The following is a 25674-nucleotide window of genomic DNA, read 5'->3' on the forward strand; positions in this document are numbered from 1 at the left end:
TAAAATATGTCCCCTTTTAGGAGGTTATCCATGCGCGATGAACGCTATTTCACACTGCGGTCCTATTTGTTTGACCGAGAGCAAGAAAAAGTGGCTTCGTTCAAGCTCGAGGAACTCGAACAAATCTGGTATTGTTCCCGGAAAAACGCGAAAAGAGTTTTAAAAGATTATGAGAGTCGAGGCCTGTTTTCCTATCAACCCGGTCAGGGGCGTGGAAAACCTTCCCGCTTGGCATTCTCAAAACCTTTTCAAAAGGAAGTGGAGGGGTTCGTCAAGGGATGCGTCGATCGGGACGAGTTGGATGAAGCCGCCCACCTCCTTCGCCTCCCTATCCCTAAATCGTGGATTGCGAAAGCTTCCTATGATATTCGCAAGTTGTTCAACTACCGGGAACAGTCGGACCCGAAAGACATCCTACATGCCTTCATATCAAGACCAATGACGACCCTTGATCCTTTGCAAGTGTCGATTACGTTTGAAGCGCATTTGATCGAGCAGCTCGGCGATCCCCTTTTGAAATATGATCCTGACCAAGATACGGTCATCCCTCATATTGCTCATCATTGGGACTCTAGTAAAGACGGGAATAAATGGACCTTCTACCTCAGGAAAGGGGTCCGGTTCCATAACGACGAAGAGCTGACGAGTGAGGACGTAAGAGCGACGTTTACCCGGGCGATGGAATCGGATGCGTCTGTCTCCTGGTTGACGGAAGGTATTCGTACGATCGACTGTCCGTCTCCCTATAAAATGACCATCACATTGGATGAACCCAACCCGTTCTTTCCAAGGTATATGGCCGCATCCAATTTATGTATCCTGCCAGCAGGCGCTCCGTTCGATGAGTACGACTGGATCGGAACCGGACCTTTCTACTTGAAAGAACGGACGGAAAACAAACTCGTTCTTGCTGCTTTTGATGGGTACTTCAAAGAACGTCCGCTGCTTGATGAAGTCCACTTTTTCAAAGTGTCGCCTGAGGCAGCTAACATCATCAACTTCACGGTTGAAGAAGGCAAGACCGCTCGTCCTGCTCAAAAACATGAAGTGGAAACCGGCTTCCGTTTCCTGACTTTCAACTTCCATAAAGACAACATAGTGCAGAGCCCTTTCTTCCGAAAAGCCATGGATCAGCTGCTCGACATCCATGAGATGGCGGCTTCGTTAGGCTGGGAACCGTTCATAGAATCAGGAATCACGGATCCCCCTGACAACCATTACGTACCTGCCAGCAGTTTCGTCCCTGCACGGTCGAGAGCTCTCGAAAAAAATCCAGAAGAAATTCCGGCGCTCCTTGAAAAGGCTGGATACCGGGGGGAGACGCTGAAGCTGTTTCACCTTGAGTTCCCGAACGCCGTCAAAGAAGCCGAATGGCTGGAAGAAAGCGCGGCTATCTATGGCATCCACCTTGAGCGTCATCCATTTAATTTCACGAATTTTTATGAACAGGAGATGGGGAAAGATGTGGATCTCATTTTCATGGGAGAAGTTTCATCGAAAGACCCGCACTTATCGTTTCTAGGTGCCTTTCAAAACAAAAATCTATTTTTCCGCCGCTTTTTCCCAGAATGGGGCCTGAAATGGATTGACAGCAGGCTGGACCTTTTGAAAGCTGAAGAAGATGCTAAGGGACGGGAGCGGGTGATGGAGGAATTTGAAGGGTATATAAGGGAGCACCACTTATTGATATTTCAATACCATCCCGTTAAAATCCGTACGTTCCACCCGATGATCCAGGACGTGAACTTCCAGTCATTCGGTCACTTCAATTTTTCAAAACTTTGGATACCCCGATAAAATGGCAGGGCTTCCTCAAAAGGAAGCCCTGCCATATATCATTCCTTGGTTACATCTAAGAAGTTTATTTCATTTTTTAGATCTCCTGGCCCCCAAACCCATCGGTTCCGTATCGATCCAATACCGTTTGACGACATTGCCACCTTCTTCAATAAAATCTTCGTCTGCGATGCCGTTATTTTTCAAAATGGTCTTTATCGATCCTTTATTGATTTCATCACAGACGACAAGCACACGTTCGATGCCAAGTTCTCCCGCTATTTTTATAGCTGAACGGAGGCCCTCGGTAGCATAGCCTTTCCTGCGTGCGGATGGACGGATCCCGTAACCGATATGGCCGCCGGCATTCCGCAGTCCTTCGGTTAGTGCATGACGGATGTTGACCGCACCGACAACTTCATTATGCCCATCAATGTACCAGTAAGTAGAATTAGGTACGAAGCCCTCTTCAAGACCGATTCCGTTGTCGTAGTTATGTAAATCCAGCAGCATCTGACCGAAATCTGCCGGGTCTTTTCCAATCACCCAGGGTATCATCGCTTCCCCACTCTCTTTCCACTCCTCGTAGAATGAAAGGTAGGCGTCTTTCTTTTCGATAGTAGGTTCAATCAGCTTCAATGTTTCCATCTACTTCCACCGCCTTTTTAAAAACCTCTCATAACTTCTTTCCTTTTCCTGCATCGTTTACATTCCAATAGTTCTCCAGGGCTACCCTTCTTCCATCGCACACGTTCAAATGAGTGCAGGCCCAATCGGCACCTCCAGTCCTTCTCTTTCCTATTTTGAAGCGATCCTGCAATGACAAGCAAGCCGCCTGGAACGAGGATGGAGAAAAATACGATAAGATTCGTGATCACCAATACGTACAAAACTGGCGCAGATAGAACCAGGAGCCAACCGAGAGACTTCTTCGTGATCATATCACCATCTCTTATCAAAAAACAGTTCATCGAGGATGGGGATTCCATAGTGCCCGACCTCCGGGATTTCCGGTTTCATGACCCTCGCCTTTGCAACGGCATCAGGGATCACACGGCGGAGCCGGAACCCCCGCTTCTGGTAGAATGCGATGGCTTTCAAATTGTCGTTCGTTGTGATGACCTCCACCCTCACCCGTCCCAAACGGTCCGCTTCTTTTTCCACAGCCTGAACAAGAAAGGTTCCGATGCCCCTGTCCTTATCCAGACTATCGAGAGAAATAATTTCAACGGCTTCCCCATTGTCTATGTAAGAGACCCACCCGCGGATTTCCTCCCCCTCCAAGACAGCGAAACCATCCAAAGAGGGGCAATCATAGCGGCCGGAGGAAATGACCATATCGGTCCCACCCCAGTGGGTTTGAAAAAACTCCACCCTCACGATCAGGGGAAGCTCATGGACAGGTATGAGTTCCATATGGTGTTCTCCTCTGTTTTTTGTCATGAAATCTATTCATTCACTCAGGAAGTCGATCGAAGGTTTTCAATTTCTGATAGCGATCGACGGCGAGAATTCCCTGCCACTGTCTTCTACTGATGGCGAAAGCATCAGATGGTTCTCCCCAGTCCCAGGAAATGTCCCAAACGCCATCCTCATTCATCGTATCCAAATAAAAATCCAGGTTCTCCCCGATCAGGCGATGGTGTTTTTCAGCAAGGATATGCTTCGGTGAATGGATAAGATCAAGTGGGAGCGGTTTGTAACTGCTGCCCCATCCGGCTGGATCTTTATCGATGCATCGATCCGCAAGAAGGACCGTTTGGGCGTTCACGTCTTCAAACGTATAAGGCGTCCGCTCCTGGACTTTTTCTTTATGACGGAAAAGAACGTGCATCAACCGCTGGAAGCAGTTGACTTCATGAAAGTCCATCAAATCAAGGGCCATTAAATGGGATAAAGCTTTTTCGGCACTCTCCCAGCCGACGGTTGCCGATGCACTATCTTCATAGGACCAGTGAATGAGAAATCCAGCAAGTTCCGCCCCGGGATTGAACATCCAATTTTGCTGAATGCCCTCCTTCCATTGCCACCAAGGAGCATGTGGATGCTCATTGAAAGCGGGAAGGACTGAAGGCCACATCCCGGATGCATCATCATAGGTTTTCAAAAGATAGGCGATCATATCAAGAATGACAGGCTCTTTTGAAGCGACGTCCATTTCAAATAAGTACTGACCGGCGGCCCAGGTTGCCATTGGTGAGGATTCCGGCACCCAGAAATCCGGCTCGATGCCATGCCCGAACCCGCCATCCTCGTTCTGGAAGGCCTGGATGTAATGGATGACCTCGCTTTTCAACCCACCTTCCATCGAAGCATGCCAACGTGCTGCTTCCAATGGTCGTGCATTCCGCTTCATCCAGGCACTCGTCCGTTTCATCATCTCGTTATCCAGCCTCATTTCGCACACACCCTTCTAAAATGTTTTCCCTCCATTGACATTGATGTTCTGTCCGGTCATGAAAGATGAATCGTCACTGCACAGAAATTTAACCACATTGGAAATATCCTCGGGGTCCCCCATCCGCTTCAACGGCACATCTTTTAAATAGGACTCTTTTGTAGCAGCGGATACTTCTCCATGACGCTCCACGGGAATGAAACCAGGGTGGACCGCATTTACTGTGATGCCATGTTCACCTAATTCATTCGCCCATGAGCGTGTCATACCGACGACAGCGGATTTTGCGGTGACATAGTTGGAAAAACCCGGGTTTCCAAGCTTGACCACTTCACTGCCAATGTTGATGATCCGCCCCCATTTCTCCTCTTTCATCGAAGGCATCACCGCTTTGGTAAGGAGAAGGGGAGCTTTAGTCGTAAAGAGCAGTTGATCCAGATAATCTTCCCATTGAACTTCTTCTAAAGAAAATTCAGGTTGGGGGCCTGTGGCATTGTTGACCACCACATTGATCGATCGTCCTGCCAGACCTCCCGCCTCCTTTACGAGACGTGCTACATCTTCCTCAGATGTTACGTCCGCTTGGATCGCGAAAGCTTGTCCCCCTTCCTGGCGTATCGACTCAATTACTTCTGATGCGGCCGCCTCATCTCTATGATAGTTGACAATGACAATCACTCCAGCATTGGCCAAGGTTTTAGCCATGACTTTTCCAAGACCTTTGGAGCCACCGGTTATGAGCGCCACCCGTTCTTTTACTGTCATCGATGCTCCTCCTTTCATTCTCCCCTTACCAGAAGCTACCGTTTCGTCGTTCCTTCTTTACTAGCAATGGGTACAGGCGGATTTCATTCCTGATCCGGTCCCTGCCGGATTGAATGGATCATTGAAAAGCCGAAAATGAAGCCGAACAACATCGGGCCATTCGGGTCGTGTTTTGCAAAGAATTCCGTTACAGGATTCATTGGAAAATTGGTGTAGAATAACCAGTGGGAAACCGCTATGAAAAGACTCGGAAGGCCAATACCGAGGAACTCCGGCCACATGAACCCTTTGATCCTGTTTTGTTGATATCGAAGCCATAAAAAAGGAAGCGCAAATAGAATCCCGAAGGCTATCGGGTAAGTCAGGTCGAAAACGATGAGGGGGACAACTTCGAACTGCTTCTCGGCCCGCTCAACAAGAATACTTCGTACTGACAACATTCCCACCAAAGACCCCATGAGAAACATGGCAAATCCAAATTGAAACCAAAACCGCTTCATTCAAACACCTCACGTCTATGTATGACCATCACTCAAGAACCGTGATTTCCTCCGCCGTCACTTTCCGGCTTTCGGGATTTTCCGTAATAACGGTGCTTTCCTTAAGTGCAACCCGGACCTTCACCTGGGCTTCCCCACGAGCCTCTTCCCTGAATGCAGCCATATCCATGGTATCACCTTCCTGGGTATAGACCGGTGTATCATTAGGTACAAGAACTAGGCAGCGCCAGCCTTCATCCGGTTTATCTTCCATTTGATCACTTTCCACTGCCGATGAGCACTCGACTTCAAGACCGCCGATCTTCACAGCTGTCACATGACCTTCGAACGCATTAATGTCTTTGCCTGCTACACTGCAACCTACGACCAATAGTAAAAGAACGACACAAAACTTCTTCACGATGCCTCACCTTTCTGCGAATCCGAGCACAAACGACAGCGCTCTCCATTGTAATATTACTAAAAGCGTACCATGTTTGGAATAATTTGAAAATACTGACATAGGTGTTTTGGCATAAATAACCAAATTTCCTAGGATTCTAGATTTAAAAATTATTAAAAATTCTAAGCATTTCCTATTAAAAAACAAACAACATTTTCAAAAATTTATAGTTTTCAACTCATGAAGCTGAAGGCTGCAGCCCCTTCACCCGCTGTTTTTCCTCTTTTGCGACACCCACCCCATGAACATGCCCGTCCCGAAAATAATAGCAAGCGCAAGAAACGTACCGCTCCATTCAAACCCGTCTTCCATCACAGCGAATCGGTATAAATCATATTCAAACAAGCTTACCGAAAAGTCGAACATGGAGTCGTTCCATACAACAGCTGCAAAAAAGAACAACAGGTGTAAAACAAAGAACACAAGAAGCGCAGCAGCGCCAGCTTTAAATACTCTCACAGCCAGAGCCGAAGCTTTCATCGAACCCCTCTTTCCTTATCCGAAATGAACGTCTTCACTTTTGACCCTCATACGCCCGAGACCAGTGATACGGTTGAAGGTCACCGAGCGTTTTGAAAAGAAGACCACTCCCCTCATGAGTCACAGCTACCTTCACATCGTCCCCCCAAAAGAACAGCCGCTCCTGACATACCCCGCAGGGCGAAAGCACGTTATACTCGGCTTCTTCGTCTTCCCTTGCCATACATAGCGAATGAGTGACCTTCTGGTTCCGTTTATGTGCTTCCAGAATAGCCCCCGTTTCCATACACAAGTGGACAGCATCATTCATAACATCTGGTGAAACGCTCGTAAGGATCGTACCGTCCTCGATCCGGATCGCGGAAGCACCTCCCCATCCGCTTGAATACCGCTGCTCTATTAGCAACTGAGCTTCTTCATACAACTGTTGTTCGATATCCATTAGAATCCGCCTCTCTTTTTTTACCAATCTATTTATTTATACGGTAAAAAAAGGAGAAAAGTTTCATACGATTTTGGATGATCATTATAAATCTCTTAAAATTTGGGCAACCTATAGCTAATTCGTTTTCTTTCATAAGAGATACAAATGGTGTGATTCCAGTCACACTTAAGGACCGGGATGACTATGTTGGAGAAGAACCTTTCAGAGGAGGAGCGGTTATGTCAGAACTGAGAACTGGAGACGTGGTCCCTAGCTTTATTTTGCCCAATGCCGATGGAATTCAATATTCACTGGAAGCCCATAAAGAACAACATAAAGGGTGCTGGCATTTGATCGTGTTTTTCCGTGGATCGTGGTCTCAGGAGTGTGTCCGCTCGCTCCATCAACTGGAACACAACCTGGTTAATTTTCACAAAGAACATGTAACGGTCCTTGCCATTGCGTCCCAGAGCTCTCAAGGATTGAGTCTGATGGTGAAAAGAGAGGCACTCTCTTTTCCTGTGCTGGCGGATGAATTTCTAACGATCATTGAAGCTTTCGGTACCTACACGAGCAGCCAGGGAGAAGAAGTATTCGGAGAACCCGCGTTTTATCTCATCAATGATGCCGGAGAATTACTTTACCAACAGAAGCAGTCAGGGCCCTACGGAAGGTCCTGTCCCGAAGATTTGCTGAAAACCATCGGTAACATTAAACAATCGCAAGAAGAAAAGGGGAGCGCATCATAACGCCCCCTTTTCTTCTTGCGATTGTTTATCGTATTTACAAAAATCATATCCGAGAGCAGCGAGATCGATGCCACAAATGGACGTTGAACACGTATGAACCCTCCTCTATCTCGCATTAGACTCACGATTCAAGAGAATAAGCACTATAGATAACCTTCTCTCCATTCCCTTTTCAACAAAGAATACATGTAGTGATCATAATAACGTCCTTTATAATAATGTTTTTCCCGGAAGACTCCTTCCCTGGTAAAGCCTAGACGTTTCAAGAGATTGTATGACCGTTCATTTCCGACAGCAACAAACGCTTGGACCCGGTTCAGGTTCATATGTTTGAATCCACTGTGAATACACGCGGTTAACGCTTCCTTCATCAAACCTTTTCCCCAAGCGTCCGGAAACAGGTCATATCCAATTTCTGCCCTATGATTGCGGGTGTCCCAAAAATGGAACCCGCACGTACCTACAGGAACTCTTCCATTTTCCTTATCTTCAAGGATCCAGCGGTTATAGCCTTTCTGTTCCGGATCTGCATACCAATCCACAAGGGCCTTGGCCTGCTCGGGATTCTCCATGTCGGTTTCATCATACAAATATTCACAAACTTGTTCGTTACTGAAATGCTTCCATATGAAATTCACGTGCTTCTCACTGACATTCACTAAGGTCAAACGGTCGGTTTCAAGTGTAGGAAAAAACATGGGCTCCCCCCTCAGGTTTTGGGACATAACTATCGTGGACAATGGCTTCTATTCGATTAAGTTAAAGGATCTGTTAAAGTTTAGTGTTGCTATTACTGCAAAAAAGGAACTTCCAATTCCATGGAATTTTCTCTTTTTTTAGTTGGCTTATTCCACTAAAGCTCCCTTTTCTTGAAGACTTTATTTCGAGATGACGGAGGGTTCATTGCCTGGTTGAGCGTCAGGGGTGGCTGGGAAGCCACTCGCTCGTATAATATAGTTACCAGATCATTTTTGGTGGACCTCACTACCTTCTTCCGAGGTATAATGAGGGCAATCAGATGGAGGTGTCGACGCCTCGCTTGAAGCCATGTCTTCGTAGGAAAGAATGACACCTCCCTCTTTACAGGATAATCCGTATAAGCTGGATGACACGTCGTTGTCGTATATCTAACGAGCCTGGATACTTGTAAAGATTCGGAGGAACCCTCCCATCTGGTAATTATTACAGGGCAGGTGGATTTTTTTGTATTATCTCGGCATTGATATTGGGAAACAGAACCATGAGGCTGGTTTAATTGATGAACATGGCCAACCGATAGGTAAAACCGTACGTTTCTCTAATTCCAAATCAGGGAGCGACAAACTTCTAAATTTTTTAAATCAACACGAGATTACACCAGATAATTGCGCATGTGGACTTGAGGCCACAGGTCATTACTGGCTATCCGTCTTTTCATTTCTACATAAGCTTGGATTTAAAGTAACCTCGTTCAATCCTCTACAATCCGATGCCTTACGGAATTTTTATATTCGTAAGACGAAAACAGATGAACGAGATGCGTACCTCATCGCTCAGGTTATCCGGATTGATAACCCGGAGGCTACCCCATTTATTGAAGATGACCTCCTTCAGTTAAAGAACTTGGAGCGACTTCGCTATTCTTTAGTGGACCAAAGTTCAGATATCAAACGAAAGATTATTTCTCTTCTCGATCAAGTGTTTCCGGAATATGAACGTTTGTTTTCCGATACTTTTGGTGTATCTTCTACCGAAGTTCTCCTTCATTATCCTTTGCCTGAAGACCTTCTATCTATTGATACAAAAAAACTGGCTGAGCTCCTAAATCAAGCTAGTAAAGGGAGATACGGCGAGCGGCGTGCTCAGGAAAAGGCAGATCAATTGAAAGAAAAAGCACAGGAAAGCTTCGGCATATCCATAGGAGGAGAAGCATTTCGGGTGCAGATTCACATTCTCCTTGAACAACTATCCCTCTTGGACCGACAAATTAGCGAGATAGAAGCATCGCTCATAGAGCTTTCAAATCGCCAGGAGCACTACTTAACTACAATTATCGGTATTAGCGATGTTCTTGCGGCAGCCATATTAGGGGAGATCGGTTCCATCGACCGTTTTGAACGTCCTGAACAACTCGTTGCCTTCGCAGGATTAGATGCTTCTGTACACCAATCAGGCAACTTCCAAGGAAACAGGATGAAGATGTCGAAGAGAGGGTCTCCTTACCTCCGTCGTGCCATATGGCAAGCCGCTTTTGTCGCTAGCTTTCAAGATCCAGCTTTGTCTCAGCACTATAAAAAGCTAAGAAAACGAGGGAAAGCCCACGGAACAGCCGTGGGAGCTGTAGCCCGTAAGCTGACCCACATTATCTTTGCGATATTAAGGGATAAGAAGCCTTACGAGTCTCGCCCGAAATAAAGTCATAACAGAATTAAGCTAAAAGCTTTTAAATGCCTCTTCCAAGAGGTTTATTTGGCATGGAGACAAAAATGCTTCATAAAGGATAATGAAATTTCACTTTACAACCTTGACTTTTTATAGCTGGTCTTTCCTGTGGGGGAGTGGCGAGCCTCCTCAGGCTACCGCCCTGCGGGATCTCGCCGATCTCCTTTCTCCCACGGGAGTCTCGCAGCTTCCCAACCACCCCATTCGATCATGCGAGAATCGAACCCCTACACCAAGAAAGACCACTTCCCCCCCTATTACTACCTATAGTAAGAAAGTGCTCTATAACAAGCGGTTATGAGCTCCATCCATACGATGGAGATAAGGGATACAGCCCTCCATTCGTATAGTGTGCGCCTACTGAAAGTAGTTTCGAGACACTTATATGGCAAAAGGGGCGGAGGGGAATGGCGAGACTCCTGCGGGAAAAGAGTGCTTGGTGAGACCCCGCAGGACGTAGTCCGAGGAGGCTCACCGCGCTCCCGCGGAAAGCGAGTCATTCCCCTCAGCCCCTATCCACTCAACAAAAGTCTCGAAACGGAGTCTTCAACAATCCTGCCATTTAGTGAAAGGCTCCGTTTCGAAATAATAATTCAACAAGATTACATGGTTGGGTCGTAAAAGTAGATCATCTAAAGATTTCGACACTTGGAAATAAATTACTTTTTACCATCCTATCATTCATTGTCCCTTCGATCTGTTGATGCAAATATCAACACTGAACTTTAACAGAGCTAAGTTAAGAATAAAGAAACATAAAGAGCAGGAGAGCGGCCAACTCTCCTGTAAATAGTCGAAACGATTTATTCTCTAACCTTCTCTTCAAGGCTCCATCCTCCTCTGTTCAACGAAGCACGCCAGAACAAGTGGAGGATGCCTGCTGTGGCAGCTCCATATCCGACAAAATGAAGGGCAAGAAATAATAAGAAAGTTCCATAATCACCGGCATCAGCAAAAGAGTTACCAGCAATATGACTTTCATTACTAATAGCTATAACGTATAGAGGACCGAAAACAAACCAGAAACGTTTCCAAAAATATGGCTTGAATGCTTCCAACATTTATATACCTCCGTTCTTAGTAAGACCGATCGATCTCCACATCTTCCTGTACGTCACTTTCCGTCGTTGGTTCATTGTTGGATAGTTGTTCATTCAATACACCGACTTCTTCCCGCAGCATGCGCAATTCCTCTTGAATCCCCTGTAGTTCTACCGTATAGTTATTCGTTTGAATCGATGGGCTGTTTCCTCCGTCGGAAGCGGCACAGCCCGCAAAAAGGATACAGCCACCCAGAAAATAAATAGGACCTCTCAATTTTTCGATATCCACGTTAGTCCTCCTTTCTCAACATGGATTGAATATAAGCCGTGTCTCTTTCATCAATTTTATAGAAAGACGCATCCTGCCATGTTCCATTTTTCTTTTCTGCGAGGATCGCACCTCCATCGATGAACCAAAGGCGGTAATCAGCAAGGCCGATATGCCGCTCTTTACTGACCAGGTCCACTGAGGCGTCCGGCTGTTCTACATCCACCGAAACCCTTTCCGCAGGTTCTTTATCCAGAAGAATCCCAAGCATAGAGTCTATTTCCGCCCGGTTATCGACATCTGAAAGAACCCTTCCTGAAGGTTGATCAGCCCCTTCTTTTTGAATGGACATTTCATAGACAGGATCATCAGAGGTCCATACACCGGTAATGTAGCCACCACCGAATAAAAGGCCGAGTCCTGCTATCCAAAATAGAACTTTCCACATGATAATCCCCTTTCTGTATGCTTCAGTGCCCGTCCGAAAGCGCCAAGAAAAAAAGCCTCTTGTCAAAGCAGGTGTGTGATAGATGATCCGCCATTCCACATCCATCCCTTAGAAAGAAAACGCCTCCAGAAACGAACATCCTGTCGTATCGAATACGAGTAAGAAACGTTTGATAGCTATTTCTCCTCCTCAGACCACTCCTCACGTAATAAAGAAAACAAGAGGGCATCATGGTTACGATCGTCCTGGAAGAGATAGCCTCTCAGCCGTCCTTCCTCTTGGAAACCTAATCGTTTGAGAAGAGCGTAAGAAGGCTCGTTGGCGGGAAAAGTTACAGCACCCAGCCTGAATAGATTCAAATCTTTGAATGAATACTGGATGACTTCAGATAAAGCTTCCGACGTGATACCTCTCCGCCAGAACAATGGATCCAGCTCATAACCAACTTCCGCTTTCCGACTGTAGGGACTCCATTGATTCAAGCCGATCGTCCCGATGAATTCGTCCGTTTCTTTCCAAATCATCCCCCAGCGGATGCAATTCTTTTCCTGGAATCCATCACTGAAGGAACGTACGATGTTTTCTGCCAGTACTCTGGATGTCAGAGAAGGCATCCCGTAATACCGGGTAACTTCATCTTGGGACATGATCGCGTAATAGCGGTCGATGTGATGCTCAGAAATATGGACGAGCTTCAAACGTTCGGTTTCCAATTCATGAAATTCCACGATGTTCTCTCCCCTCAGTACAATCGCTCCGTATAACTTTTATTCAAACGTTTCTGCATAGAACGTTCATCCAGCTGAAGTCGCTTGGCGTGATCCACAAGCATCTCTTGCGGCAGAAGGCCGCTCTTCTTTTTCAAGCCATGTGGCCGGGTCCCATAACCCTGAACGTTTGAACGCTTTTGCACAATGGATGTAACACTCCTCCACCTCGACGGCAATACCAAGTAGTGGGGCTTTCCCTCTGACAGTCATTTTTTCAAGCAGTTCCTTGTCTCTCACAATGGACGCTTTCCCGTTCACACGCAAGGTTTCTCCTAGTCCAGGGATGAAAAAAATCAGACCGGCATGAGGATTCTCGAGCAGATTGCGCATAGAATCGACCCTCTTGTTGCCCGGACGTTCGGGGATGATCAAGTACTTTTCATTCAATACATGAACGAACCCTTTACCGTCACCTCTTGGGGATACATCACAATTTCCTGCCCCATCAGAAGTTGCAAGAGTTAGAAAAGGTGATTGTTGGATGAATTCGACACAATGGACATCCAGATGATTGATTTGTTTATTTTGGACGAGTTCACTCGGTTCTCCTATGACCTCCCGCAGCTCGTTTTTCGAAGTTATGATATGTTGGAACATCTGCCATTCCTTCTTTCCTATCAATAGTAATCAGCTGAGATTTATGAAAGTTTCGCTTACATGAAAATTCTCATTGCACAGCTGCCTTTTTTTATGTAAATTAGACAAGTATGTTTTTTAGGAGGGATCATCTATGAATCAATCAACGACACAACGGGTACAAATGACAGCTGCAGACCCTTCCGCGATCGGACTTTTCGGACTGGCTATGGTTACACTTGTGGCTTCTTCCGCTAAACTCGGGTGGACAGACGGCGTTTCTTTCGTCCTCCCATGGGCGATCTTTCTTGGTGGGCTTGCCCAGCTGTTCGCTGCTGTACAAGATGTCAAACATAACAATACGTTCGGAACGACAGCTTTCGCCGCGTTCGGCCTCTTCTGGTTCGGGGTCGGCTTTTCCTGGCTGATCGACTTCGGCGTTTTCGGGGAATCGGCCGCTCAGGCAGTCGATCCTCATCAACTCGGAATTGCTTATATCGGTTATCTGATCTTTTCCCTGTTCATGACCGTCGGCGCTATGGAGACGAACAAAGTGTTGTTCATCATCTTCGTATTGATCGATTTCTTGTTTATCGGACTTTCTCTGTCCACACTCGGTGTGGCTCCACACGCGACACACCTTGTAGCCGCCGTAGCTGAATTGATGATTGCCATCATGAGTTTCTACGGCTCAGCTGCCAGCGTATTGAACGTCCATTTCGGAAAAGTTACGCTCCCACTAGGCAAACCGTTCGGCATTTTCAAATGATAGACGCCGGGATTCTGTCCCGGCTTTCTCTATGAACCCAGCTTTTCGATTAGAGGGCGAACCGTCTTCCAGAATAGGAGAACAAGCCCCATACCGATAAGCACCCAACTTGAGATCAACGGAAACATAAGTCCCCCGTCCTGTACAGCGCTCCAATATTTCCCCGGTGGTTCTCTCCACTCTTCCATTAAAGACATGCGGATTACTGCACTTACCGCTATGAACCCGTAAAGCACAATACCACTGAAAAACATCAAAAAACCGACCCAGTCCCTCTTCTCCATCATGGTTCTCCTATCCATAAATCGCCTTTTCCGCTGCATGACGATCATATTTATTGACGTAAAATTTAAACTCCACCATGTACTCATACCTGTGGGCAGGCGAACCTACTGAAGGCGTCTGGCTGAACGCAGCTACCCTGTAACCAATTCCTTGTTCCACCAATTTTGAAGATACCGTGAAATAATCCTCCTGCTGAAAAGTCGTATAGACCAGTGTACGCTTATTCGAAAAGATATAGGAAAGTAGATTCTTGAGGTCTTCCATTCTATGTCCTCCCTGTATGCTGGTTTTACTCTATCATAATTCCTTTCCAATATTAACCTCTCTGACGCGTGTTTATGACATCTGCTGAATTTCCAAAAAATGATTGACGGAATAGAAAGTGTCGAATATGATACAACTATAAATTGTATCGATAGAGTTCAAGACTTTTGATAGGATGTCTATCATACTGGACTCTGAACCCGTCACCAGCGAGGAGGTTGTCAAATGTTAGCCAAACTATTCAATTGGTTCGGACCGGGGTTACCGAAGGTCGATCTTGTACTGAGCAAAACCGAATATACCCCTGGAGAAAAAGTAACGGGCTCCTTCCATTTAATTGGAGGGTTGAATCAACAGGTCATCCACCGATTGGAATGTGATTTGATGAAAAAAGGTCCCGGAAACAAAGCCTCCCTCATCCAGCCGGTCACGACCGTTCTGATGAATCGTGAACTTGATTCGAAAGAAGAAAGTGAATACCCCTTTCATTTCGTGCTGCCGGAAGAGCTCGATATTGAAGATTCTGAAGCGACCTACCTCCTTCAAACGAAGCTGGTGCTAAAAAACGAAGCCCAAACGTCAGACACAGACGAAATTCATATTGTCATCCGTTAAAAAAGGAAAGAAGCGTACATCTTCTTTCCTTTTTTAATAGGCTCTGTTAAAGTTCAGTGTTGATATTTGCATCAACGGATGGGGGAGTTGGGAAGCTGCGAGACTCCCGTGGGAGAAAGGAGATCGGCGAGATCCCGCAGGGCGGTAGCCCGAGGAAGCTCTAGGAAGATCGCCACTCCCCCACAGGAAAACGAGTGGCTTCCCAGCCACCCCTGACGCTCAACCAGGCAATGAACCCTCCGTCATCTCGAAATAAAGTCTTCAAGAAAAGGGAGCTTTAGTGGAATAAGCCAACTATAAAAATGAGAAAATTCCATGGAATTGGAAGTTCCTTTTTTGCAGTACTATCAACACTAAACTTTAACAGAGCCTTTTAATAAGTACACTGTCAGGTTTACATAATTTTATTATTGAAAACTCACCCTATTCAGTTCCCACGAATAAACGGTTTCTTCCAGACATTCACCGTGAATGGTTATGGTCAACTGGTCTACTTTTTCAGCTCCTGTCGCTTCATAAAAGGAACAAGCCGGATTCAGGGACAAGACCTTTACGTCCAACCGTCGGCACCCAGCGGTTTTAGCCCCTTGGAACACAGCATGTAACAAAGCTCGACCAACCCCTAGCCTGTGGTATTCCTGCAAAATATAAATCGAGCTCAATTCTGCCTTCCCTTTTTCCGTATCTGCTGGATATACCCATGTAGCAAAACCGAAGACCTGCCCTTGATCATTTTCTGCTACAAGGATGTTCGAGTTTTCCATGTTCTCCTGCCACAGCCTTTCCCTTTTCCCATAGGTCAGACGGTCAAGGTAAGCATCTGGAATCAGGCCTCGGTATGTTTCCAGCCAGGCATCTACATGGACTTTAGCAATGGCTGGAACATCCCCATGACGGGCTTTTCGTATCTTCATTTAGTCTTCATCCTTTTTCCCGCCAAAATCGTACCCGGACTTTCCCCAATAGATTAAAAACACGGCAGGGGCTATGATCATCGCGATGGCGATTATAAAGTTCATATTAACCCTCCTTATTATGGTAACGATTAACAGCACGGGTACGTTTCACATATACTCGAATTTTTCAAAAAAGCTCTGTTAGAGTTAGTTGTTGATTTATGAACTTTATGCGGAGCCTTTCTAAACTAAGACCATATGGTGAACGTGTGATTTCCGGATGTAAGGTTCAACCATTAACTGCTGATCGGAAGTTATTCCTTACAAAAGTAGTCGTTTCTAGAGACCGTTTTAGCAAAGGGCAGAGGGAAACGGTGAGATTCCTATGGGACGAGTGGGACCGGTGAGACCCGGAAGACGGAGCCTGAGGAGACTCAACGCCCGCCCTATGGAAAGCTTTCAATAGCGAAATCGTCCTGATAGACACGACGGGGATAACTCAAACAGGAACGGGATGTGATTTTCATTCCTTTGCTCGTTGACTTATGACGCTTGTTTTTGGACGATGGAGCAAGATGAACCTTTTACTCAAGCCCTATTACCTATACAAAGATGAACCTCATGTTAGAAAGACCACCACTACACTTTACCTGAGCCTTCATAAAAAAAACGCCACCTGCAACAGGTGGCGTTTCACGGTTATGCGGCCATTTTGTCTGACTGCCCTTTTTTGATTTTTGAAATGGCGTGGATGTTGATCAACATCCCAGCAGAAAACATCATCATGAGCAGTGATGTTCCCCCGTAACTTACGAACGGAAGCGGAACTCCGGTCAAAGGCAGAAGCCCCGTAAGCCCGCCAAGGTTGATGATCGCCTGAATCCCGATCAAACCGGAGACGCCGATCGCAAGCAGGCGTCCGAACGTATCATGACTTTCCATACTGATGTAGAAACCGCGCAGGACGATCAAACCGAGCAGCAGTAAGACGACACCTACACCGATGACACCGAGTTCTTCTGCAATAACAGCCATGATGAAATCGGTGTGAGCTTCTGGCAGGTAGCCGAGTTTCTGCACTCCGCCTCCAAGGCCCGTGCCGATCAAACCTCCATTATGGATGGCCAAGTAGGAATTGATCAACTGATATCCGGCATCATCCGCATATTCAAAAGGTTGATAAGCCCCGTCAAATCTGGAAAGCTGTTCCTCACTCAGACCGAAATTGTACATAAAAACAGCTCCGGCAAGAGCGATTCCGATCATGGAAAATAAATGGACTTTCCTCAGGCCGCTCGACATGATGATGAGTCCGGATACAGCGAGAGCGATAAGGGCTGTCCCTAAATCAGGCTGCTTAAGAATCATCGCCACGACCAGCATCATCAGGATGATTGGCGGCAGCAATGCCCGCGTGAAATCTTCAATATACCCACTCTTCTTTGTGAAGATTGTCGCCATATAGATAATCAGTGACATCTTTGCAAGTTCGGCCGGCTGGAACTTCCCGAGACCCGGGACCGGCAGCCATGACTGGGCATTGTTGGACGTATGTCCAAAGACGAAGACGAGCGCCAGCAGAACCACCGTTCCAAGCAGGATCAGCTTGAATAGACGGCGATAATTTTTATAAGGGAAAATCATCCCTAGGAACAGGGCGACAAGTCCGATCCCCCATGCCATCAACTGCCTTTTGAAAAAGTAATCAGGGGTTACTTCGTAGACCATGACACCACTGACCATACTGGCACTGTACACCATCACCGTTCCGAATGCAGACAAAGCCAATACAGCAAATAGGATGGTAAAATCAACGTTCTTCAAAATTCTGCGTATCATGTGTAACCCTCTTTCGTTTGGTGCTATTATGTAAATTATAAGGCTTCTTCGTTAGTAAAAAAAGCATTCCTTTCAAATTACTCCGAAAGTCTATATAATTACGATTAGATTTGTAGGAGGTTTGTGGAATGATTTATTTTTATGTCGGATTAGGTGGGATGATCGGCGCATCCCTTCGGTTTCTGATCGGTGTATGGCTCAAGGATCCTGACCTGTGGTTCCCCTATTCCACATTGACCGTCAACTTGACCGGAAGTTTCCTGCTCGCCTGGTTCACCATGGGACTCGTAGAAAGATACTCCCTGTCAGCCACGTGGAAAGCGGCACTCGGAACCGGCCTCGTAGGCTCGTTCACGACGTTTTCCACGTTGAGCATGGACGCGGTGTCTCTATATGAAAACGGTGACCTGCTGCTCAGCCTGGTTTACATTGTCCTGAGCATCTCAGGAGGCCTCCTAATGTCGACATTTGGGTTCAAGCTCGGAAAAAGGAGGGAAGTATGATGCTTAGTCATGTGCTGCTCGTCGGAGCGGGCGGGTTCTTAGGGGCCGTCCTCCGCTACGGAATCAGCCAATGGATCAACAGTCAGACGACGACCGATCTTCCAATCGCCACCTTACTTGTCAACGTTGTCGGTTCTTTATCCCTCGGAGCTTTAACTGGAAGCGGCCTTTCCTCTACTTGGATGCTTTTTTGCGGAACGGGTCTTCTCGGTGCGTTCACGACGTTCTCCACATTTAAACTGGAAGCCATCCAGCTCCGCATGAAGAGAAAATGGAAACGGTTTATCCTATACACCATCCTCAGTTATGTATTGGGAATCCTGCTTGCCTGGCTCGGATATTTTTCTGCAAGTACATTTCTGCAATAACGATGAAAAAGGCACCCCTAATGGGGTGCCTTTTGGTTTACTGGAAATCATAAGCTTCGATGATCCGGACGGATAGCTTTTCATAACCTTGTTCATTCAGGTGAAGAGCATCACTGAAATACCGCGATGATTTTTCCTCGAACAGATCATTCGTCGGGATATATGTGATGTGATCATACGAATCTATGATTGACTGACTGGAACGATTCCATGCAGTAATGATCTCCCTTATTTCGGGCTTGTCCGGAAACGGATTATACAATCCGAGAAAAAGGACAGGCGCATCCGGATTTTTCTCCCGAATGTGGTCGAGGATCATTTTCACATTTTTTTCATAATCCTTTTTTCCAAGTGCTATTTTTTCTTTATGCAGAGGGGAAAGATCTCCTCCATTACTTTTGATGATATCGTTCATGCCGATAAAAAATAAGATATAGTCCGCGTCTTCAATTGATTTCATAACCGCCGCTTCGTTCATTTGGCTGAGCATACCGTCACTCTGCTGACCAGGGATGGCATAATTGTCTACCGTGACGTCGTGCTCTTTACGGTCATCGAACCACTGCTGAAGATTTTCGACATACCCGTGCCCACTGTCATCTCCAACGCCATAGGTCAATGAATCACCAAGAGCGACAATCTGTTCCTCATTTTTATGAGCGACCGATGATTGAAAACCAACCACGCCAAGAACAATTGCGGCCCCAACAATCAGGCCGATGGCCCATTTCTTATGTTTACTCATAGCTGCACCTCCGAATACGCCTCCTTTTCCCTACCTGATTCGGGTCAAAACCTGATTCTGATGGGGGATCCTGTTCATTTTAAACCTTGTTCACAAATGAAATTGTTTTGCGTGTTCTTTCGCAAAATCGATGATTTTTTGATACGTTTGCGGATCGAATTCTTTTTTCGTGGGATTATAAAGCGCCGCGTTATCTTCATCTATGATTTTGATACGTTCGCCACCTCTTACGTAAAGGGTGACATAAAGAAATGGATCCCTCATACCGAGTGTCACCCGCACCTCTTTCGGAAATTCAGCGGTCAGGAGCAGTCGGTCTTCCACTTGATTCAAACTCAATTGACTTTGAAATTTCAAATGATCGATCCCTTTGATTTGCAATTGTACGCACTCCCCATTTTTCATTATACTTACCTAACTATACGTCTTTTTAAACTTCAATGCTCCTGTTTGTTCCTTTTTTCACAAAGCTTTTACATACCGTCTATCCTCCTCCCCAGGATAACCGTTTACATGTTCTCTTTCCTAAACTTCATGTAAAAATATTATTTCACAAGTGAAATAATGAGCATAAAACCCGGCACCGCTCCCGTACCTTTCCGTACCAGGTACAGGATTTCAGTTCTCGGTACCAGGTACCACCATTCAGAAAACCGTACCTGGTACCAAACAGGTGGTACTCACAAAAGAAAAGAACCAAGGTCTCTCCCTTGGTCCTTCCCCTAACTCCTATATAAATGAGCATCTAAACCATCGTTAGGATTGTTCTTTTATCACAACACCGCGTCTCATCATTTCATCGATATAGACATCGCCAGGGACGATGGTTTCCGGTGGACATACACCTCGTTTGGAGACGGTGCCGGATCCGATCATTTGAGCCACTACGGAGATGGTATTCGCTGTCGCTCTTGCCATCGCTGTGACGTTTGTCGACCGGTCTTTGTACGTGACCATTTCATATTCGTAACCCTTCGACGCACCGGATTTCTCTCCACCGACTATGACTCGTAGAAGGACAGCATCGTCCTTATCTTTTAATTCAAGAATCGGATCAATGCTTTTCAGCAGGACTTCTCTCGTTTTGATCTCCATCCCACGGATGTGGACGGTCTCATCGGCTCCAGTCAAATTGAGATCGACCAGCAGCTTCATTTTTTCAGCATGCCCCGGGTAACGGATCGTCTTGTATTCCAAATGGTCGATATTCGGATAAGATTTTAAAAGCGTCGAAGTTCCTCCTGATGTATGGAAGGCTTCCAGAGGTCCGAATCGTTCAAAGTAGATGTTTTCGATTTCGGTCAACGACTCGACCTCACGGAGTCGGCCGTCCCTAATGATCGTTGACGGATCTGAATAATGATCCAACAAGCCTTCCATTGAAAATACATGGTTATATTCGAGCGGCGGATCCGGTCGGACAGGTATGCCTCCTACGAACAACCGGATCGATTGGAGCTTGTCCAGTTTTCCTGCCCCATACCCTGATAGGATATTGATCATCCCTGGGGCTACACCGAGGTCCGGGATGACGGTGACGCCCGCTTCTTTCGCCTGTTCATCCAGCTCCAGCACTTTATCTGTGATGTGACCGATATGACCGCCGAGATCGACGGAATGGACACCGACCTCAATGGCTGTACGGGCGACGATTTCGTTGAAGGAGTAAAAAAGGGCATTGATAACCACATCATACGAGCGGATGAACGCCGCAAGTTCGTTCCGATTGCCGGCATCCACTTTAAATCCTTGTATTTTAGGAGAACCCAACGATCGACAAACGCGTGTCGCCCGGTCCAAGTCGATGTCGGCCAAACCGACTTTCTCCACCCCTGAACTGTGGACGAGATCGCGTGCTGCTTCTTTTCCCATCAGTCCAGATCCTAGAACAGCTACTCTCATAGTCCGCACTCCTTTACCTCTATGAAATTACTCGACATCGATCTGAGCGCGCTGCAGTTTTCCACTGAAATCCACGTAGACCGCTTTCCATTCTGTGAAGACATCAAGAGCGGCCACACCTGAATCCCGATGACCGTTGCCTGTCCCCTTCGTCCCCCCGAATGGAAGATGAATCTCAGCTCCTGTCGTCCCTGCATTCACATATACGATGCCTGTATCCAAATCGCGCTGTGCCGCGAATACTTTGTTAACATCTTTTGTAAAAATCGAGCTTGATAGTCCGAATTCCACACTGTTATTGATTTCTACCGCTTCCTCAAAACTCTTCACAGGAATGAGGGATACCACAGGCCCGAAGATTTCTTCCTGTGCGATCCTCATGTCCGGCTTCACATCCGTAAACAACGTCGGAGCAAAATAATTCCCTTTCTTATGCTCCCCGTTTTCCATGATGTATCCACCCGTCAAAAGTTTTGCACCCTCTTCTTTCCCAATAGCGATGTAACTTTTCACTTTTTCAAGACCCGCACGGTTGATGATCGGCCCTACTTTGATCGATTCATCGAGACCATAGCCGATGGAAAGTTTGCTGATTTCCTTTTGAAGGCGCTCTTCCAGCTCATCTTTGACACTCTCATGAACCATGACCCGGCTGCATGCTGTACAGCGCTGACCACTTGTTCCGTATGCGCTCCACAGAATTCCTTCAACCGCGAGGGACAAATCCGCATCTTCCATGACGATGACACCGTTCTTTCCGCCCATTTCGAGTGATACTTTCTTCAGACGCTGCCCACATTTTGCTGCAATTCCACGGCCGACTTCATTCGATCCTGTAAAAGAAATGACGCGGATATCATCCTGTTCGATCATCGCTTCACCGACTTGGGATCCAGATCCGAACACGACATTGATGACCCCTTTCGGCAGCCCTGCTTCCTGGAAAATTTTCGCCAGTTCAAAAGCCATCATCGGTGTTTCTGTCGCCGGCTTCCAAACGACGGCATTCCCTGCGACGATTGCCGGGAATGACTTCCAAGTCGCGATGGCAATCGGGAAATTCCATGGCGTGATGATCCCGACCACCCCTATCGGCGCCCGGACACTCATCGCGAATTTGTCCTTCAATTCTGATGGGGTCGTTTGACCGAACAGCCGACGCCCTTCTCCAGCCATATAAAATGCCATATCGATGCCTTCCTGCACCTCTCCGCGCGCCTCTTCAATCACTTTTCCATTTTCCATCGTCAATAGCTGTGAGAGGCGTTCTTTTCTTTCTTTCATAATCAAACCAACACGGTACAGCACTTCCGCACGTTGAGGCGCAGGTACGAGTGCCCAGCTTTTTTGGGCCCTTTTGGCTGCAGCGGTTGCTTTTTCTACATCAGACGCTGCCGATAACGGAACATGGACCAGTGTCTCAGATGTCGCCGGGTTGATGACCGCTCGTCTCTCCCCTGTAGCTGGTTCCGTCCAATCTCCATTTATGAAATTCCTTAATTGATCTTCTTGAATCAATGTCACGATGATTTTCCTCCTTTGTTTCTTAATTGGCTGATCGTCGTGGATAAGGAAACCTGTTCAGGATCCGTTTCCACTTCGATGACGACCGGCTTGTCCAGAGCCAGCGCCCGGGCCAAAACTTTTCTAAACTCATCGGCTGTGGTCACATGAAAACCGGCGGCTCCCATGTTCTCGGCTATTTTCGAAAACGCAACGTCACCAAGGTCCGTCCCGATGACTTTTTCCGGAAAATGAATTTCCTGATGCATCCGAATCGTTCCGTACATTCGATTATTAAAAACGATACTGATCACAGGAATGTGATAACGGACTGCCGTTTCCAATTCCTGAAGAGTCATCATGAACCCGCCGTCTCCGGATAAAGAAACGACTGTACGGGAAGGATGCGCCAATTTCGCACCGAGAGCTGCCGGCATGCCATACCCCATCGCCCCTGACGTAGGGCCGATGTACCGATGCTTTGTAAATTGAAAATACGTGTGCAGCCAGCCCGCAAAATTTCCGGCATCATTCGTGATCATGCTATCTTCAGGGAGACACTTCTGTAGACAGGCGATGATTTCACCAATCAACATCTTGCTTCCAGGAGTCTCCAACGTAGATTCATAAGCTTCCCGACATTCCTCTGTCCACCGGGACACATCCTTCCCGAACTCCGCTGCTGCAAGTGCCTCAAGACATTCCCTGGCATCTGCCACAATACCGAGATCCGGAGGGAAGACGCAGCCGATCACTTCATCATCTATATCGCAGTGAATGAGAGACTGTGTCTCAAAAAGCGTATAATCCTGTGTTGTCACTTCCGATAACCTCGTCCCGACGGCGAGAATCGTATCTGCTTTGGCGACCGTTTCCAATATGTTCGGATGAGTTCCGAGGCCAAGATGCCCGCCATAATGAAGGTGATGATTCGATAAGACATCATGACGTCTGAATGTGCTGATCACCGGCGCTCCGCATTTCTCAGCCAGCTGCTGCAAAGCCTTTTCAGCCCCTGAAGACTTGACCCCTCCACCAGCTAAGATTAACGGACGTTCGGACATTCGGAGCCGTTCGACAGCTTCCGAAATTTCATGTGAGGCAGGTGCAGGTACAGGTCTCTGTACAGCAGGACCAAAGGCCATCAGGGCTTCTTTCTTCAACACATCCTCAGGAAGAGAAAGTACGACCGGCCCCGGTCTTCCGCTCATAGCGATTCTCAAAGCCCTTTGGACAATCTCCGGCGCCCGCGGCGGTTCCCGGATTTCCGCCACCCATTTGGCAATTGGACGAAAAAAAGCTTCCAAATCCACTTCCTGGAACCCTTCACGCCCCCTGAAATGCGTGTGGACCTGTCCTAATAGCACGACTAAAGGAGTCGAGTCCTGATAGGCCGTATGGACCCCAATGGCTAAATTTCCGGCCCCGACCCCTCTTGTCGCCATGACGACGCCGGGCTTCCCACTCGCTTTTGCATAACCTTCGGCCATGAAGGAGGCCCCGCCTTCATGGCGAGCCGAAATCAGTTCAAGCTCCGACGACTGCAAGATGGCATTCATCACCGGGAGGTAGCTCTCTCCCGGAACACAGAACACTTTTGATATCCCCTGCCTCTCCAGACAGGCAACGATAGCTTCAGCTGCGGTCATTCGACGTTGATCCATAGCTTTCACCCGCCTTTCATCGCTTTTTTCATACGGATGGATGCTTCGTGAAGCCTTTCAATCGGTACAGACAGACTCATCCGGAAATAACCTTCCCCCTTCTGACCGAAGGCAATCCGGGGGTGAGGATGATTCCGGCCTCGTCGAGCATTTTTTCAGCGAACCCTTGAGAAGTATAGCCCTCAGGGACACGTGCCCAGATAAAAAATGTGCCCTTCGGCATTTGTGGATGGATATTCATCGCCTGAAGCGCACTCATCATCAGATCGAGCCGCTGTTTATAGGTCCGGTTGTTCGTTCGTACTGAAGAAAAGTCACTTCTTAATGCTGTGGCACCAGCGAGTTGAATCGGTAAGAATTGACTTGTGTCCATGTTGCTCTTGAAAACACTCAAGGATCGGATAAGATCCTTATTTCCAACTACATAGCCCAAGCGCCAGCCGGACATGTTGAAAGTCTTGGATAGTGAACCAAATTCGACGCCGATATCTTTCGCATCAGCTGCCTGTAATAGACTAGGAGCTTTGTAATCTCCAAAAGTCACCAAGTCGTAGGCGGCATCATGGATCAGGGAAAGCTTATGTTCCTTAGCAAACCGTACCGCTTCCTCAAACGTATCCAGTTCCACCGTTCCCCCTGTCGGATTGTTCGGGTAGTTGAGGAGCATCATCTTCGACCTAGAAAGATCCCTGGAGGAAATGTGATCGAGTTTAGGAGCATACCCCTCCTCCTCATCCAATGGGAAACGGACATTTACTCCATGAGCCAGATGGATGGCTGATTGATAAACCGGGTAACCCGGATCAGGAACGAGCACACCTTCCCCAGGGTCCAGGACCGCACAGATCAAGTGGGCGATCCCTTCTTTTGATCCTATGAGGGTCAAAACTTCCGTGTCCGGGTCTAGCGTCACATCATAATGAGATCTATAGAAACCGGCGACAGCTTCCCGGAATTCCCGGCAGCCGCCATACGGAGAATATTTATGGTTCTTCGGTTTGCGCACTTCTTCTGTCATACGGTCGATGATGAAGGGTGGAGTCGGTAAATCCGGAGCGCCGATCCCGAGATCGATCACATCGATCCCTTGAGCAATTAACGCCAGTTTCTTTTTATGAAAAATAGAAAATAAATAAGGTGGCAGGCTCTGGACCTGCTTTGAGCTGTAATTCATGGAAAGACCCCCTTCTACGTTCTGGTTGTCCCACTGCTCTATCCTATTAGTGGAATAATCATTCTATGAAACAAAGTTTCCGGTCAT

At 47.0% G+C, this 25674-nt stretch carries 30 protein-coding genes and 2 pseudogenes; 7 read left to right on the forward strand and 25 right to left on the reverse strand.

The window, feature by feature from the left end; translation table 11 throughout:
* Positions 1 to 30 precede the first annotated feature (30 nt).
* Positions 31 to 1797, forward strand: a complete 1767-nt coding sequence (locus ACXADE_RS11640) for an ABC transporter substrate-binding protein (RefSeq protein ID WP_474980632.1) — start codon at positions 31 to 33, stop codon at positions 1795 to 1797.
* Positions 1798 to 1866: 69 nt separating this feature from the next.
* Here the strand turns inward: ACXADE_RS11640 and ACXADE_RS11645 are convergent, their stop codons facing one another.
* The 9 genes from ACXADE_RS11645 to ACXADE_RS11685 all read right to left on the reverse strand — a co-directional run bounded on the left by ACXADE_RS11645 (position 1867) and on the right by ACXADE_RS11685 (position 6803).
* The gene (locus ACXADE_RS11645; RefSeq protein ID WP_474980633.1) at positions 1867 to 2424 is read right to left on the reverse strand and encodes a GNAT family N-acetyltransferase; all 558 of its coding nucleotides are present in this window, start codon (positions 2422 to 2424) and stop codon (positions 1867 to 1869) included.
* A 17-nt stretch (positions 2425 to 2441) separates the two neighbouring features.
* Complete coding sequence (locus ACXADE_RS11650; protein WP_474980634.1) at positions 2442 to 2717, reverse strand: hypothetical protein; 276 nt, start codon at positions 2715 to 2717, stop codon at positions 2442 to 2444.
* 1 nt (position 2718) lies between these two features.
* Positions 2719 to 3192: a GNAT family N-acetyltransferase gene (locus tag ACXADE_RS11655; RefSeq protein ID WP_474980635.1), complete on the reverse strand. Its 474-nt coding sequence runs from the start codon at positions 3190 to 3192 to the stop codon at positions 2719 to 2721.
* A gap of 40 nt (positions 3193 to 3232) precedes the next feature.
* Complete coding sequence (locus ACXADE_RS11660; protein ID WP_474980636.1) at positions 3233 to 4174, reverse strand: hypothetical protein; 942 nt, start codon at positions 4172 to 4174, stop codon at positions 3233 to 3235.
* Positions 4175 to 4189: 15 nt separating this feature from the next.
* Entirely contained in the window at positions 4190 to 4939 is a 750-nt protein-coding gene (locus ACXADE_RS11665) for an SDR family NAD(P)-dependent oxidoreductase (RefSeq protein WP_474980637.1), read from the reverse strand.
* 83 nt (positions 4940 to 5022) lie between these two features.
* Entirely contained in the window at positions 5023 to 5439 is a 417-nt protein-coding gene (locus tag ACXADE_RS11670; protein ID WP_474980638.1) for a hypothetical protein, read from the reverse strand.
* Between the two features lie 28 nt (positions 5440 to 5467).
* Positions 5468 to 5839, reverse strand: coding sequence for a hypothetical protein (locus ACXADE_RS11675; RefSeq protein WP_474980639.1), 372 nt, complete (start codon positions 5837 to 5839; stop codon positions 5468 to 5470).
* A 246-nt stretch (positions 5840 to 6085) separates the two neighbouring features.
* Entirely contained in the window at positions 6086 to 6361 is a 276-nt protein-coding gene (locus ACXADE_RS11680; protein WP_474980640.1) for a hypothetical protein, read from the reverse strand.
* A 34-nt stretch (positions 6362 to 6395) separates the two neighbouring features.
* The gene (locus tag ACXADE_RS11685) at positions 6396 to 6803 is read right to left on the reverse strand and encodes a cytidine deaminase (protein ID WP_474980641.1); all 408 of its coding nucleotides are present in this window, start codon (positions 6801 to 6803) and stop codon (positions 6396 to 6398) included.
* A gap of 221 nt (positions 6804 to 7024) precedes the next feature.
* Between ACXADE_RS11685 and ACXADE_RS11690 the strand changes: the two genes are divergently transcribed.
* Entirely contained in the window at positions 7025 to 7534 is a 510-nt protein-coding gene (locus tag ACXADE_RS11690; RefSeq protein ID WP_474980642.1) for a peroxiredoxin family protein, read from the forward strand.
* A 143-nt stretch (positions 7535 to 7677) separates the two neighbouring features.
* Here ACXADE_RS11690 and ACXADE_RS11695 read toward each other — a convergent pair whose 3' ends face one another.
* Entirely contained in the window at positions 7678 to 8232 is a 555-nt protein-coding gene (locus ACXADE_RS11695) for a GNAT family N-acetyltransferase (protein ID WP_474980643.1), read from the reverse strand.
* Positions 8233 to 8737: 505 nt separating this feature from the next.
* On the opposite strand from ACXADE_RS11695, the gene ACXADE_RS11700 reads away from it, so the two are divergent.
* Positions 8738 to 9928 (forward strand): IS110 family RNA-guided transposase, encoded by a 1191-nt coding sequence (locus tag ACXADE_RS11700; RefSeq protein WP_474978960.1) that lies wholly within the window; start codon positions 8738 to 8740, stop codon positions 9926 to 9928.
* An 830-nt stretch (positions 9929 to 10758) separates the two neighbouring features.
* Here ACXADE_RS11700 and ACXADE_RS11705 read toward each other — a convergent pair.
* From ACXADE_RS11705 to ACXADE_RS11725, 5 genes and pseudogenes are all read right to left on the reverse strand, one after another.
* The gene (locus ACXADE_RS11705; RefSeq protein ID WP_474980644.1) at positions 10759 to 11016 is read right to left on the reverse strand and encodes a hypothetical protein; all 258 of its coding nucleotides are present in this window, start codon (positions 11014 to 11016) and stop codon (positions 10759 to 10761) included.
* A gap of 16 nt (positions 11017 to 11032) precedes the next feature.
* Entirely contained in the window at positions 11033 to 11287 is a 255-nt protein-coding gene (locus ACXADE_RS11710; RefSeq protein ID WP_474980645.1) for a hypothetical protein, read from the reverse strand.
* A 1-nt stretch (position 11288) separates the two neighbouring features.
* Positions 11289 to 11714 (reverse strand): hypothetical protein, encoded by a 426-nt coding sequence (locus tag ACXADE_RS11715; RefSeq protein ID WP_474980646.1) that lies wholly within the window; start codon positions 11712 to 11714, stop codon positions 11289 to 11291.
* Positions 11715 to 11890: 176 nt separating this feature from the next.
* On the reverse strand, positions 11891 to 12442 hold the full coding sequence (locus ACXADE_RS11720) for a GNAT family N-acetyltransferase (RefSeq protein ID WP_474980647.1): 552 nt from the start codon (positions 12440 to 12442) through the stop codon (positions 11891 to 11893).
* A 14-nt stretch (positions 12443 to 12456) separates the two neighbouring features.
* Positions 12457 to 13081, reverse strand: a pseudogene (locus ACXADE_RS11725) (pyridoxamine 5'-phosphate oxidase family protein).
* Positions 13082 to 13214: 133 nt separating this feature from the next.
* Between ACXADE_RS11725 and ACXADE_RS11730 the strand changes: the two are divergent.
* Complete coding sequence (locus ACXADE_RS11730) at positions 13215 to 13829, forward strand: acetate uptake transporter (RefSeq protein WP_474980648.1); 615 nt, start codon at positions 13215 to 13217, stop codon at positions 13827 to 13829.
* A gap of 29 nt (positions 13830 to 13858) precedes the next feature.
* Here ACXADE_RS11730 and ACXADE_RS11735 read toward each other — a convergent pair whose 3' ends face one another.
* A complete protein-coding gene (locus ACXADE_RS11735; protein ID WP_474980649.1) occupies positions 13859 to 14113 on the reverse strand; it encodes a hypothetical protein in 255 nt (84 codons plus the stop codon).
* A 10-nt stretch (positions 14114 to 14123) separates the two neighbouring features.
* Complete coding sequence (locus tag ACXADE_RS11740; RefSeq protein WP_474980650.1) at positions 14124 to 14378, reverse strand: hypothetical protein; 255 nt, start codon at positions 14376 to 14378, stop codon at positions 14124 to 14126.
* A 225-nt stretch (positions 14379 to 14603) separates the two neighbouring features.
* Between ACXADE_RS11740 and ACXADE_RS11745 the strand changes: the two genes are divergently transcribed.
* The gene (locus tag ACXADE_RS11745; protein WP_474980651.1) at positions 14604 to 14993 is read left to right on the forward strand and encodes a sporulation protein; all 390 of its coding nucleotides are present in this window, start codon (positions 14604 to 14606) and stop codon (positions 14991 to 14993) included.
* A gap of 407 nt (positions 14994 to 15400) precedes the next feature.
* Here ACXADE_RS11745 and ACXADE_RS11750 read toward each other — a convergent pair whose 3' ends face one another.
* Both ACXADE_RS11750 and ACXADE_RS11755 read right to left on the reverse strand, forming a co-directional pair.
* Complete coding sequence (locus tag ACXADE_RS11750) at positions 15401 to 15907, reverse strand: N-acetyltransferase family protein (RefSeq protein WP_474980652.1); 507 nt, start codon at positions 15905 to 15907, stop codon at positions 15401 to 15403.
* A gap of 681 nt (positions 15908 to 16588) precedes the next feature.
* Positions 16589 to 17728 (reverse strand): FtsW/RodA/SpoVE family cell cycle protein, encoded by a 1140-nt coding sequence (locus ACXADE_RS11755; RefSeq protein ID WP_474980653.1) that lies wholly within the window; start codon positions 17726 to 17728, stop codon positions 16589 to 16591.
* Positions 17729 to 17856: 128 nt separating this feature from the next.
* Between ACXADE_RS11755 and crcB (ACXADE_RS11760) the strand changes: the two genes are divergently transcribed.
* Both crcB (ACXADE_RS11760) and crcB (ACXADE_RS11765) read left to right on the forward strand, forming a co-directional pair.
* Entirely contained in the window at positions 17857 to 18231 is a 375-nt protein-coding gene (gene crcB, locus ACXADE_RS11760; RefSeq protein ID WP_474980654.1) for a fluoride efflux transporter CrcB, read from the forward strand.
* Complete coding sequence (crcB, locus tag ACXADE_RS11765; RefSeq protein WP_474980655.1) at positions 18231 to 18599, forward strand: fluoride efflux transporter CrcB; 369 nt, start codon at positions 18231 to 18233, stop codon at positions 18597 to 18599. The genes crcB (ACXADE_RS11760) and crcB (ACXADE_RS11765) overlap by 1 nt, the downstream gene beginning before the upstream one ends.
* A gap of 37 nt (positions 18600 to 18636) precedes the next feature.
* Here the strand turns inward: crcB (ACXADE_RS11765) and ACXADE_RS11770 are convergent, their stop codons facing one another.
* The 6 genes and pseudogenes from ACXADE_RS11770 to ACXADE_RS11795 all read right to left on the reverse strand — a co-directional run bounded on the left by ACXADE_RS11770 (position 18637) and on the right by ACXADE_RS11795 (position 25587).
* The gene (locus ACXADE_RS11770; protein WP_474980656.1) at positions 18637 to 19344 is read right to left on the reverse strand and encodes a DUF459 domain-containing protein; all 708 of its coding nucleotides are present in this window, start codon (positions 19342 to 19344) and stop codon (positions 18637 to 18639) included.
* A 90-nt stretch (positions 19345 to 19434) separates the two neighbouring features.
* The gene (locus tag ACXADE_RS11775; RefSeq protein WP_474980657.1) at positions 19435 to 19725 is read right to left on the reverse strand and encodes a hypothetical protein; all 291 of its coding nucleotides are present in this window, start codon (positions 19723 to 19725) and stop codon (positions 19435 to 19437) included.
* Positions 19726 to 20100: 375 nt separating this feature from the next.
* A complete protein-coding gene (locus ACXADE_RS11780; RefSeq protein WP_474980658.1) occupies positions 20101 to 21246 on the reverse strand; it encodes a saccharopine dehydrogenase family protein in 1146 nt (381 codons plus the stop codon).
* 27 nt (positions 21247 to 21273) lie between these two features.
* Complete coding sequence (locus ACXADE_RS11785) at positions 21274 to 22770, reverse strand: aldehyde dehydrogenase family protein (protein WP_474980659.1); 1497 nt, start codon at positions 22768 to 22770, stop codon at positions 21274 to 21276.
* Entirely contained in the window at positions 22767 to 24413 is a 1647-nt protein-coding gene (locus ACXADE_RS11790; RefSeq protein WP_474980660.1) for a thiamine pyrophosphate-dependent enzyme, read from the reverse strand. Before ACXADE_RS11790 ends, ACXADE_RS11785 begins: the two co-directional genes overlap by 4 nt.
* Positions 24414 to 24418: 5 nt before the next feature.
* Positions 24419 to 25587: pseudogene (locus tag ACXADE_RS11795) on the reverse strand (aminotransferase class I/II-fold pyridoxal phosphate-dependent enzyme).
* Positions 25588 to 25674 lie beyond the last annotated feature (87 nt).

The sequence above is a fragment of the Halobacillus sp. ABR2_026 genome (genome assembly GCF_056158545.1).

Excerpts from the sequence above, each read along its gene's own strand:
- ACXADE_RS11670 (WP_474980638.1), bottom strand. The coding sequence starts at position 5,439 with ATGAAGCGGTTTTGGTTTCAATTTGGATTTGCCATGTTTCTCATGGGG.
- ACXADE_RS11745 (WP_474980651.1), top strand. The coding sequence starts at position 14,604 with ATGTTAGCCAAACTATTCAATTGGTTCGGACCGGGGTTACCGAAGGTC.
- ACXADE_RS11645 (WP_474980633.1), bottom strand. The coding sequence starts at position 2,424 with ATGGAAACATTGAAGCTGATTGAACCTACTATCGAAAAGAAAGACGCC.
- ACXADE_RS11740 (WP_474980650.1), bottom strand. The coding sequence starts at position 14,378 with ATGGAAGACCTCAAGAATCTACTTTCCTATATCTTTTCGAATAAGCGT.
- crcB (WP_474980655.1), top strand. The coding sequence starts at position 18,231 with ATGCTTAGTCATGTGCTGCTCGTCGGAGCGGGCGGGTTCTTAGGGGCC.
- ACXADE_RS11695 (WP_474980643.1), bottom strand. The coding sequence starts at position 8,232 with ATGTTTTTTCCTACACTTGAAACCGACCGTTTGACCTTAGTGAATGTC.
- ACXADE_RS11665 (WP_474980637.1), bottom strand. The coding sequence starts at position 4,939 with ATGACAGTAAAAGAACGGGTGGCGCTCATAACCGGTGGCTCCAAAGGT.
- ACXADE_RS11780 (WP_474980658.1), bottom strand. The coding sequence starts at position 21,246 with ATGAGAGTAGCTGTTCTAGGATCTGGACTGATGGGAAAAGAAGCAGCA.
- ACXADE_RS11755 (WP_474980653.1), bottom strand. The coding sequence starts at position 17,728 with ATGATACGCAGAATTTTGAAGAACGTTGATTTTACCATCCTATTTGCT.
- ACXADE_RS11715 (WP_474980646.1), bottom strand. The coding sequence starts at position 11,714 with ATGTGGAAAGTTCTATTTTGGATAGCAGGACTCGGCCTTTTATTCGGT.
- ACXADE_RS11790 (WP_474980660.1), bottom strand. The coding sequence starts at position 24,413 with ATGGATCAACGTCGAATGACCGCAGCTGAAGCTATCGTTGCCTGTCTG.
- ACXADE_RS11750 (WP_474980652.1), bottom strand. The coding sequence starts at position 15,907 with ATGAAGATACGAAAAGCCCGTCATGGGGATGTTCCAGCCATTGCTAAA.
- ACXADE_RS11730 (WP_474980648.1), top strand. The coding sequence starts at position 13,215 with ATGAATCAATCAACGACACAACGGGTACAAATGACAGCTGCAGACCCT.
- ACXADE_RS11690 (WP_474980642.1), top strand. The coding sequence starts at position 7,025 with ATGTCAGAACTGAGAACTGGAGACGTGGTCCCTAGCTTTATTTTGCCC.
- ACXADE_RS11655 (WP_474980635.1), bottom strand. The coding sequence starts at position 3,192 with ATGGAACTCATACCTGTCCATGAGCTTCCCCTGATCGTGAGGGTGGAG.
- ACXADE_RS11680 (WP_474980640.1), bottom strand. The coding sequence starts at position 6,361 with ATGAAAGCTTCGGCTCTGGCTGTGAGAGTATTTAAAGCTGGCGCTGCT.
- ACXADE_RS11770 (WP_474980656.1), bottom strand. The coding sequence starts at position 19,344 with ATGAGTAAACATAAGAAATGGGCCATCGGCCTGATTGTTGGGGCCGCA.
- ACXADE_RS11705 (WP_474980644.1), bottom strand. The coding sequence starts at position 11,016 with ATGTTGGAAGCATTCAAGCCATATTTTTGGAAACGTTTCTGGTTTGTT.
- ACXADE_RS11735 (WP_474980649.1), bottom strand. The coding sequence starts at position 14,113 with ATGGAGAAGAGGGACTGGGTCGGTTTTTTGATGTTTTTCAGTGGTATT.
- crcB (WP_474980654.1), top strand. The coding sequence starts at position 17,857 with ATGATTTATTTTTATGTCGGATTAGGTGGGATGATCGGCGCATCCCTT.
- ACXADE_RS11650 (WP_474980634.1), bottom strand. The coding sequence starts at position 2,717 with ATGATCACGAAGAAGTCTCTCGGTTGGCTCCTGGTTCTATCTGCGCCA.
- ACXADE_RS11660 (WP_474980636.1), bottom strand. The coding sequence starts at position 4,174 with ATGAGGCTGGATAACGAGATGATGAAACGGACGAGTGCCTGGATGAAG.
- ACXADE_RS11640 (WP_474980632.1), top strand. The coding sequence starts at position 31 with ATGCGCGATGAACGCTATTTCACACTGCGGTCCTATTTGTTTGACCGA.
- ACXADE_RS11685 (WP_474980641.1), bottom strand. The coding sequence starts at position 6,803 with ATGGATATCGAACAACAGTTGTATGAAGAAGCTCAGTTGCTAATAGAG.